This window comes from uncultured Campylobacter sp. (assembly GCF_938045405.1).
GTDB lineage: Bacteria > Campylobacterota > Campylobacteria > Campylobacterales > Campylobacteraceae > Campylobacter_B.
Map to the genome: position 1 here is coordinate 18,480 of NZ_CALIMW010000095.1, position 9,700 is coordinate 28,179.

Below are 9,700 nucleotides of genomic sequence, written 5' to 3' on the forward strand. Positions count from 1 at the left end.
TAATTTTATGCTCTTTGCTACTTTCTACTGCTCTATTTGCTGTAGATAATAATCAGACGGTGGCGCCTAGTAATGGAGCCTATAAAGCTAAGTACGATGCGATATTCGATGATCTTAGTAAGCCTAGAGTAGGTCTTAGCGATGAGCAGATAGCTTCTTTGCAAGATCCGTTTTATCCTAAAGAAGCTAATGCGCCTAGAGAAGCTAATCAGCAGGTGGATCTAGGTTATCAGCTAGTAGGTATTATGGGCGATAAGGTTAAGCTAAACGATAAGTGGTATGGTTTGGGCGAATATGTAGGCTCATATAAGATCGTGCAAATAACGGGCAATAGCGTTATTATTACCAACGACGATGAAAATAAAGTCGAACTAACACTAAAACAAGGAAGTCAAAATGTCATTATTACATATAAGTAAAAAGCTTAGCATAGCTGCTATGCTTGCTTTGTCTGTTACGGCTACTAGTCTATATGCCGCTCCCGCAACTGCAGGTAACTGCGATAGGAAGGCGCTAAATATTAAGATTAACGATACCGTTACGCTAAACGAGATGCTAACTCAGCTATCCGATATGTGCCGCTTTTCAGTGGTAGCAAAAGATGCTATCGCTCAAGAGGAGATGAGTAAGCCACTGCAAGGCGTAAGCATCAAAGACCTTTCTTTACGCGAAGTTTTAGATCTACTCATAAAAGAGAATAATCTAAGCTATGAGTATTCTCATGGCATATTAAAAATTTCAGCGCTAGAGACTAGGACTTTTAAAGTGGATTACATCACTTCTATTAGAGAAGGCACTGCTGTTACTAAATCTTCTGTCGATTCCGCACCTACGAAAGTGGATGATAGCGACGATAAAGAAAATAAAGAAGATAATAAGATCACTACCAAAGAGAAATTTGATTTTTGGGAGAAGATTAGCGAGGAAATCACCTCTGTTCTAAATAACGGTACCGAAAAATACGTCGCAGTCGCTCCTATTATAAATCAAAATGCCGGTTTAGTAACCGTTACTGCTATGAAGTCTCAGATAGCTCGTGTCGATAGATATCTAAGCGGTATGCAAAAACGCCTTAGTCGTCAAGTCTTGCTAGATGTAAATATCATATCTGTCGAGCTAAATAACGAATACACCACCGGTATAGATTGGAGTAAATTTCAACTAGGATTTAATACCTATGTAGGTGGAGATCCGACTAAGCTTTCAGGATATCACATAGATAACGGAAATAGAGGAAAGGCTAGCGATACTCACGGAACTTGGACGATAGGGGCTAATCTAAATTTTAATATCGACGGTTTAATTAACTTCCTAGAGACTAAAGGTAAAACTAAGGTTATTTCAAGCCCTAAGGTAACTACGATGAATAATCAGCCTGCTATTATCTCTGTAGGTGATACTATTAACTATGTATTAAAATCCACTACTACAGGTGATTATCAAGGCGGAGATACTCAGTCAGATGATCAGTATTCGATATTTGTAGGTATTCTTTTGAATATCTTGCCTGAAATTTCAGATGATAATAGGATTATGCTACGAATCAATCCATCTTTAAGTTCTCTTAAATATGCGGAAGATAATGTAAGAAAAGAAAACGGTAGAAGAGATATCGCACCTGATACCTTGCAAAAGAAACTCTCTAGTGTAGTTTGGGTAGATGATGGCGATACTGTAATTTTAGGCGGTTTGATTGGTGCAACTAAGTCGAAAGATAACACTAGGGTGCCTGTGCTAGCTGAAATTCCATTAATCGGAAATCTTTTCAAAAGTACTGCCGATGTTTTGAGCACGTCAGAGCTAATCTTCGTAGTAACTCCACATATCATCGACAATACCGGCGCGCCGCTTGCTACCTCTCTTAAAGAGCTAGGTTACTCAAAATCCATCTACGAAAATGAGTAATAATTATACGGCGATCAAGGAGATTTTTATCGAGGATAACGAAGTCTCGGACTTCGTTAATCTCGATAAATCAACCCTTGCTTATCATAAAATTTTAAATGCTTTGCAAAAGCCGTTAAAACTTATACTTTTTTACGGCAAACCGGGTTGCGGCAAGACATTTTTGCTTAATAAGATCAAGGTCGATCTTGAAAAAAAGGTAAGAGTCGTATTTGTGCCGCAGCCGTTTTTTGATGAGAAAGAATTTTTCTTAGAGCTTTATTCGCAGATTTTTCATTCAACTCCTAGCGAGCCGATTGATAATTACGAGAATTTTATGCGGGTTTACAGAGAGAGATTTGGAATTTCTACTAACGTAGGGGCGGTAGAGCAGGTCGTTATTTTGCTTGATGAGGCTCAGCTGTATCCTGGGAATTTAATAGAAAAAATTCGTCTTATGGCAGATACTAGACTATTTAAATTTTTATTTACGGTGCATAAGACTGACGAGGAAGATCGCCTCGCAAAGGATTATTTTAAAACCAGAATTTGGGAGAGCATTGAGCTTCCTAATTCAAATTTAGGCGAAGTCAAGCTGTATATTGAAAAAAAGCTTGTGCTTCATGGCTTTCAACAATACTATTTTATGTTTAGCGACGATAATTTCGATTTGATTTTAAATTTAACGGACGGCAATATGAGGAATATCAACAAGCTTATGTATAAGATGTATGAGCTTTTTGAGTATTACGAGATAAATAAACCTACGGAAATTAGTTTTTCGCAGATTAATAATAAAATTATAGAGATGGCAGCGATAGGCTCGGGGATAATAAATGCTTGAATTTTACGAAGTAAACGAACTTGAAAAAAAATGGGAAGAGTATAACAAAAATAGAAAGCAGTTTTCTTTCCTGAAATCTAAGCCGAATTTCGTATTGAGATTCGACAAGACGATTTTGGGGCTTTTGATATTGATCTCGGTTGCGATCGGAGCGATATTTTGGCTGCTTAAAGATAGTGATAGCGTCAGTATGGCAAGTATCAATCAAAATATCGAGGACAAGGGCGGTGCTACAAATTCTGCTAGTGATGCCGAGCAGCAGGCGGCAGATCTTGCAGTGCAAAATAATATCTCCAAAGAAGATTATAATATCAGCGCGCCGAAAGTTGCCCGCGCCTCTAAGCACGAAAAGGAACGTCCAAGCTTAAATTTAAACGACGTGGGTGTACTATCCAGCGAGGATTCCGGTGGGTTTAAGATAACTAATAATTACGAAAATGGCGGAAACTATGGCGGGCAGGCTCAGGCGCAAAATTTCGGCGGTCAAAATTTTGGCAATCAGAATTTTGGCAATCAAAATGCTCCTACATTTAATGTGCCTAATACCAATAACGCAGCTTTTGCAAATCAGCCGCCTAAAAACGAGGTTATAGATTTTGGGCGTGCTCCATTGCCGCCTAAATCAAATTTCTCTGGAGGTTCTACAAATACCGCAAGTAGCGCTCCGCTAAGTTCTAGAATTGAGATAAAAACTTCAAATTTAAGCGAAGATAAGCAGAGCTTGGAGAGTAAATTTTACGCGACGAATAAGATTGAGTATTCGCTATCGCTAGCTGAAGAAGCGTATAATAAGAAAGACTACGATAATGCGATCAAATGGGCTCTTACGTCAAATGAGCTTGATAAGGACAACGTCGCCAGCTGGATAATTTTTGCTAAAGCCAATTATAAAAAAGGTCGTAAGGAAGACGCGCTTTACGCTCTTGAGACCTTTAACGCAAAGGCGAAAAATAGTGAAATTTCTAACCTCATTTCAAAGATAAGAAGCGACAAACTATGAAAATTTTATATATTTTAGCTTTTGCGATCGCGTCGTTATTTGCAGTTAGCGCCGATGACGTGCGCAACTGGGATCAGATCGGTCAGTATAACCGTATCTGCCAAGAAAGCGTGCGAAATTTATTCATTGAAGAACAAAGCGAGGCACTTGCAAATATGTATGCCAAGGCGTGTCTGAAGATGGACAAAGTAAACGAGCTTGTAGTGCCTACGGTGATGCTTTATAAGACGAAAGAGGCTCGCGAGAATGCTTCTCTTTATTCGACCATAATTTTTCAAAAAAAGATGCTTTATTTGGCACTTTGTGATGGCGTGGATATTAGCTATATACGCACGCCTAAGATCAATTACATTTTGTCTGAAATTTTTGATAAATTTACGGAGAGAGCATACGTAAAAAAGAGTGATACGTATGTCTTTACCCTAGAAAACGGCGAGCGTGCCGAGCTTTTTATCAAAGAAGAGGAAGAGGTAAAAAAGATGGTAATTGCAATTTATGCTGGCGATAAGCTTAGCTCTATTAAAATTTATTGGTGATCGCGATGACAAAGATTGAAGAGCAGATTGTTGCGATTTTAATACGAAACAATATCCTTACTAGCACCGTTGTTCCGGAAATCAAGGACAAGATGGATATTGGCTTGACGCTAGGCGAGGTTTTAGTCGGAGATAACTATCTAAGCCAGGATGATTTTTGCTCGATTTTAGTTGAGCTGTACAAGCGCCGTCAGATAGAATTTGACGATATAAGCGAAAAATTTTCGATGGATCCGAAGGAATTTTTGCAAATTCTAGCTAAAAAAATGAACCTGTCGTATATGAATTTAGACGATATCGACATAGATTTTAGGCTATCGGAACGCACTCCTACCGCACAGCTTAAAAGATACGGCGTGATACCGGTTAAAGCGGATGATCTGAATATTTACGTTGCTTTTTCTGATCCGTTTAATCTTGAGTCGCAAGATAAAGCGCAGGCTATGTTTAGCAAACAGCTGCTTAAAATCGTAGTAGCCGATCCAAATCAGGTAAATAAATATCTATCTAAGCTTGAGCTTTCAGAGAGCATTAAAGGGCTCGTAGCGGAGATCCGCAAAGAGCTCGCCAACACTGGCGGTAGCGGAAGCAGCGATGATACCTCGGCGATTTTGAAGCTCATTGAGATGATAATCAGTCAGTCTATTAAGATGCGCGGTAGCGATATTCACATCGAGCCGACCGAGAATAACTGCGTCGTGCGTACCAGAATCGACGGAATGCTCGCTGAAATTTTTATCTTTGATAAAGATATCTATCCGCCGCTAGTAAGCCGATTGAAGCTACTTTCGAATATGGATATCGCCGAGCGTCGCAAGCCGCAAGACGGCAGGTTTAGTATGAAAATTTCAGGTCGCGAATACGACTTTCGTATCTCGACGCTACCTATCATCAACGGCGAATCTACCGTTATGCGTATCCTCGATAAATCCAAGGTTATCATCAGCCTCGAAAAACTAGGCATGCACCCTGATAGCTTTAAGAAATTTAATAACGCTATGAAGGCTCCATATGGTATTATCTTGGTTACCGGACCTACGGGAAGCGGTAAGTCTACGACGCTATATGCAGCGCTAAATGATATTAAAAATATCGATACCAAGGTCATTACCGTAGAAGATCCGGTCGAGTATCAAGTAAATTTAATCCAACAAGTCCAAGTTAACGAAAAAGCAGGTCTTACCTTTGCTTCAGCATTGCGCTCGATCTTAAGACAAGACCCCGACATCATAATGATCGGTGAGATCCGTGATCAAGAGACCCTTAGGATCGCGATCCAGGCTGCTCTTACGGGACACTTGGTTTTCTCGACCCTACACACCAACGACGCCGTTAGTGCGATCCCGCGAATAGTAGATATGGGTATCGAAGCCTATCTCATAAGTGGTGCACTGATTGCAGTAGAGGCGCAACGTCTCGTGCGAAAGCTTTGCCCGCACTGCAAGCAGCCTACGAATCTGCCTAAATCGATGCTTGATCAGCTGAAGGAATTTTTGCCTGAAAAATACACATTTTTCAAGGCCGTAGGTTGCGATCAATGCGGTCAGACGGGCTATATGGGGCGTGAGATGATTAGTGAAATTTTACCTATTACCGATAAAATGCAGAGCTTGATCGCTAACGGTGGCTCAAAGGACGATATGAGAGCCTTAGCGAAGGAGGAGGGTTTTATAGATATGTTTGAAGATGGTGTTATACGTGCTGCGCGCGGAGTAACTAGTATAGAAGAAATTTATAGGGTGGCTAAACAATGAAAAAGCAATTAGAAGTTGAATACAACGCCAAGGGCGCAAGAAGAAAGATGTTTTTGCAAGCTAGCGATAAGGTGCAAGCAAACAACCTCATGAAGCAGCGCGTAGGCGGGACGATCGTAAAAAGGGGCGAAACCCAAGTCGTAGCCAATACGGGCGGCGATTTTAAGGCGCAGGTTTCGCGCATGCTAGGTGGTAGCGGAAGAGTTAGAACACTGCCGTTAGTAGCGTCGATCCGTCAGCTTTCGGTTATGACAAATGCGGGAATTTCAATCCACGACTCGATCAAAGAGGTCGCAAGGGCGGCAGAGGATAAGACGCTAAAAGAAATTTTCAGCGCGATGAATGATGACCTTAATGCAGGTCTTAGCTTGACAGAGTCTACGGAGAAATTTAGAGGCCAGCTCGGTGATGTCGTCGTTGCGATGGTAAGCCTTGGTGAAGCAACCGGTAATATGGCAGAATCCTTAGCCAAGCTTGCCGCTATGCTTCAAGAGCTTTGGGAAAACCAGCGTAAATTTAAAAAGGCGATGCGCTATCCGATGATCCTTATGATCGTTATGGCGATTGCGTTTTCGGTTTTGATGATGTATGTTGTGCCGAAATTCCGTGAGATTTTTGAGGATTTGGGCGCGGATTTGCCACTACCTACTAGAATTCTACTTGGTATCGAAAGCACTCTTAATAATTATGGAATTTTTGTTTTAGCGGGCATCATAGGCACTATCATAGCTCTTAGATGGGCATATCGCAATAATCCCGAGTTTAAAAAGGGCTTTGACAAGACGATTTTAAAGGTCTATCTATTTGGTAAGATCATATTTTTCTCGACTATGTCGCGATTTATGCTTATTTTTACAGAGCTTGTGCGAGCGGGTATTCCTATCGCAGATGCACTAGATACATCTGTTTTAATGGTGGATAATCATACTTTAAAAGAGAAACTCTCTACCGTTAAAATTGCCGTGCAGCAGGGCGTGAGCCTAACAGAGGCGTTTAACAATACAGGGCTTTATGAGAGTATGCTTATTCAGATGATCAGCGCGGGCGAGCAGGCCGGTAACCTCGATAAGATGCTCGGTAACGTCACGGATTATTATAAAGAGAAATTTGATGATATCATCGATAATATCTCAAGCTACGTCGAGCCGATCATGCTATTTTTTATGGCGGGCATGGTTCTTCTTTTGGCTCTTGGTATCTTTATGCCTATGTGGGATCTGGGCAAAGCCGTCAAAAACTAACCCCTTTAATTCCGCGCCTGCGAGGGCGCGGAATTTTATCAAAGCATTAAAATTTCATCCTTCAAATAAAATTTTAACCTTCGTTTGGCTAAAATACCGCTTTAAATTTAAGGATCAATCATAGTTAAAGAAGTATATTTTATCGTCGTATCGGCTATCATAATATTTTTTGGGCTTGCTACTATTGCGCCCGATTCCGCGCTTGTAGGCAGCGCAGGCAACGCCATCCGCTCATTTAATACCCAGCTATTCGGCTATTTTGCATACATCTATCCGCTATTTTTGCTCGCCTTGGCATACGTAGCCTATAAGCATTTTCGCGGTTTTGACTTTAGATTTTTTGAGTTTAGCATCGGAGCCATTTTGCTGTTTTTTACCATTTTGATGGTGCAGTCGAGTCTCTTTGGCGCTAGCGGCGGAGCAGTTGGCAGCTTCGCGGTGGACGGACTTAGGCGCATGATTGGAAGCGTCGGCGTGTGGATTTTTAATATTACGATTTTTGTGCTTTCGCTAGTGCTTATATTTGAAGATCGTTTTACCGACATCATCAAAAACTGCTTTATTGGCTCAAGAGATGAAAGCTCGCAGGATGAAATTGGGGATGATTTCGCTAGCGATGCGGATGCAGCGCAAAGGGGCGGGCTTGCAAGGTATTCGTCTGCGCAGGGCTTGAGAGGTACGGAAAATTTTAACGCTTTGAATGACGCTTTGAGCACAGAGGACAATTCGGCAAAACAGGGTAATTTTGCGGAGCAGGGTGCAAGCGGATGTGGTTTTGAAGGCGAGCGAAATTTACAAAATTTAAACGATGCTCGCGAGCCTGAAAATGAGCAGAATTTTGGTGACGCGCAGGGTCCGCAGGCTTCCGCTGAACGCGAGCTTAAAATGCCGCAGAAGGGAAAGCCGAGCAGGCTAAAAAGGGTCGAGCGCCTAAGCGAAGTCGCCGAAAATAAAAGGCTTTTGGATCAGCTCGATAAGGGCAGGGTGGCTAAGCCCAAGGATTTTAAACTGCCGCCGCTTGATTTTTTAAACCTGCCGCCGAAAAAGAAAAGCAATATCGACGAGAGTGAGATCGATCGTAAAATTTACGACCTGCTCGATAAGCTGCGTAAATTTAAGATCGACGGCGACGTGGTGCGGACCTACTCGGGCCCGGTCGTTACGACCTTTGAGTTTCGCCCCGCCGCGCACATCAAGGTAAGTAAAATTCTAACGCTGCAAGACGATCTGGCGATGGCTCTTAGGGCGCAGACCATCCGCATCCAAGCGCCGGTTCCGGGCAAAGACGTCGTGGGTATCGAGATTCCGAATCAAAATATCGATACGATCTATCTGCGCGAAATTTTAGAAAGCGACGTGTTTAAAAGTGCCTCCAGCCCGCTTACCATCGTGCTTGGCAAGGACATTGTGGGGCAGCCATTCGTCACCGATCTTAAGAAGCTGCCGCACCTTCTCATCGCAGGCACCACCGGAAGCGGCAAGAGCGTGGGTATCAACGCCATGCTGCTTAGCCTTTTGTATCGCAACTCGCCCAAGAGTCTGCGCCTTATAATGATCGATCCGAAGATGCTTGAGTTTAGCATCTACAATGACATCCCGCACCTGCTAACGCCCGTCATCACGCAGCCTAAGCAGGCGATCATCGCGCTAAGTAATCTCGTTTCAGAGATGGAGCAGCGCTACTCGCTCATGGCACAAAACAGGACGAAAAACATCGACAACTACAATGAAAAGATGTTGCGCGAGGGCGGCGAAATTTTGCCTTACATCGTCGTTATTATCGACGAGCTCGCGGATCTGATGATGACGAGCGGCAAGGACGTAGAGCATTACATCGCGCGTCTAGCGCAGATGGCGCGCGCCAGCGGCATCCATCTCATCGTAGCGACGCAGCGCCCTAGCGTGGACGTCGTCACGGGGCTGATAAAGGCGAATCTGCCTAGCCGCATCAGCTTCCGCGTGGGCTCAAAGGTCGATAGCAAGGTGATTTTGGATCAGATGGGCGCGGACAGCCTGCTTGGACGGGGCGATATGCTATTTACGCCGCCTACCGCGCCGGGGCTCATCCGCCTGCACGCGCCGTTTACGACCGAGAATGAGATCAACAAGATCGCGGAATTTTTAAAGGCGCAAGAAAGCGTCGTTTATGACGAGCGATTTTTGATCGAAAACGAGGGCGCCAAGCAAGAAGGCGGCATAATCAATCCGCAAAATATCGTGCTTGACGAGCTTTACGACGAGGCAAAGGCGATTGTTTTGGAGGAGGAGAAGACCTCGATCAGCTACCTGCAGCGCCGCTTGCGTATCGGATACAACCGCGCCGCGACGATCATCGAGCAGCTTGAGCAGATGGGTGTTTTAAGCGAGATCAACGCCAAAGGTCAGCGCGACATAATCAAATGAGTTTTAAAATTTCGATAAAATTTAAGCGGCGAAATTTT

At 43.1% G+C, this 9,700-nt stretch carries 8 protein-coding genes; all 8 read left to right on the forward strand.

Annotated elements, in window-relative coordinates:
* The first annotated feature begins 59 nt into the window (after positions 1–59).
* Positions 60–419 carry a hypothetical protein gene (locus tag Q0140_RS03515; RefSeq protein WP_177389139.1) on the forward strand — a complete coding sequence of 120 codons (360 nt, stop codon included), beginning with the start codon at positions 60–62 and terminating at the stop codon, positions 417–419.
* Positions 397–1,905 carry a pilus (MSHA type) biogenesis protein MshL gene (gene mshL, locus Q0140_RS03520; protein ID WP_297961957.1) on the forward strand — a complete coding sequence of 503 codons (1,509 nt, stop codon included), beginning with the start codon at positions 397–399 and terminating at the stop codon, positions 1,903–1,905. The genes Q0140_RS03515 and mshL overlap by 23 nt, the downstream gene beginning before the upstream one ends.
* Positions 1,898–2,728, forward strand: a complete 831-nt coding sequence (locus tag Q0140_RS03525; protein ID WP_297961960.1) for an ATP-binding protein — start codon at positions 1,898–1,900, stop codon at positions 2,726–2,728. Before mshL ends, Q0140_RS03525 begins: the two co-directional genes overlap by 8 nt.
* A complete protein-coding gene (locus tag Q0140_RS03530; protein ID WP_297942310.1) occupies positions 2,721–3,728 on the forward strand; it encodes a hypothetical protein in 1,008 nt (335 codons plus the stop codon). The genes Q0140_RS03525 and Q0140_RS03530 overlap by 8 nt, the downstream gene beginning before the upstream one ends.
* Positions 3,725–4,264, forward strand: coding sequence for a hypothetical protein (locus Q0140_RS03535; RefSeq protein WP_177389145.1), 540 nt, complete (start codon positions 3,725–3,727; stop codon positions 4,262–4,264). Before Q0140_RS03530 ends, Q0140_RS03535 begins: the two co-directional genes overlap by 4 nt.
* A 5-nt stretch (positions 4,265–4,269) precedes the next feature.
* On the forward strand, positions 4,270–6,018 hold the full coding sequence (locus tag Q0140_RS03540) for a GspE/PulE family protein (RefSeq protein ID WP_040303655.1): 1,749 nt from the start codon (positions 4,270–4,272) through the stop codon (positions 6,016–6,018).
* A complete protein-coding gene (locus Q0140_RS03545; protein ID WP_005870289.1) occupies positions 6,015–7,259 on the forward strand; it encodes a type II secretion system F family protein in 1,245 nt (414 codons plus the stop codon). The genes Q0140_RS03540 and Q0140_RS03545 overlap by 4 nt, the downstream gene beginning before the upstream one ends.
* Positions 7,260–7,418: 159 nt before the next feature.
* Positions 7,419–9,662 (forward strand): DNA translocase FtsK, encoded by a 2,244-nt coding sequence (locus Q0140_RS03550; RefSeq protein WP_297961964.1) that lies wholly within the window; start codon positions 7,419–7,421, stop codon positions 9,660–9,662.
* Positions 9,663–9,700 lie beyond the last annotated feature (38 nt).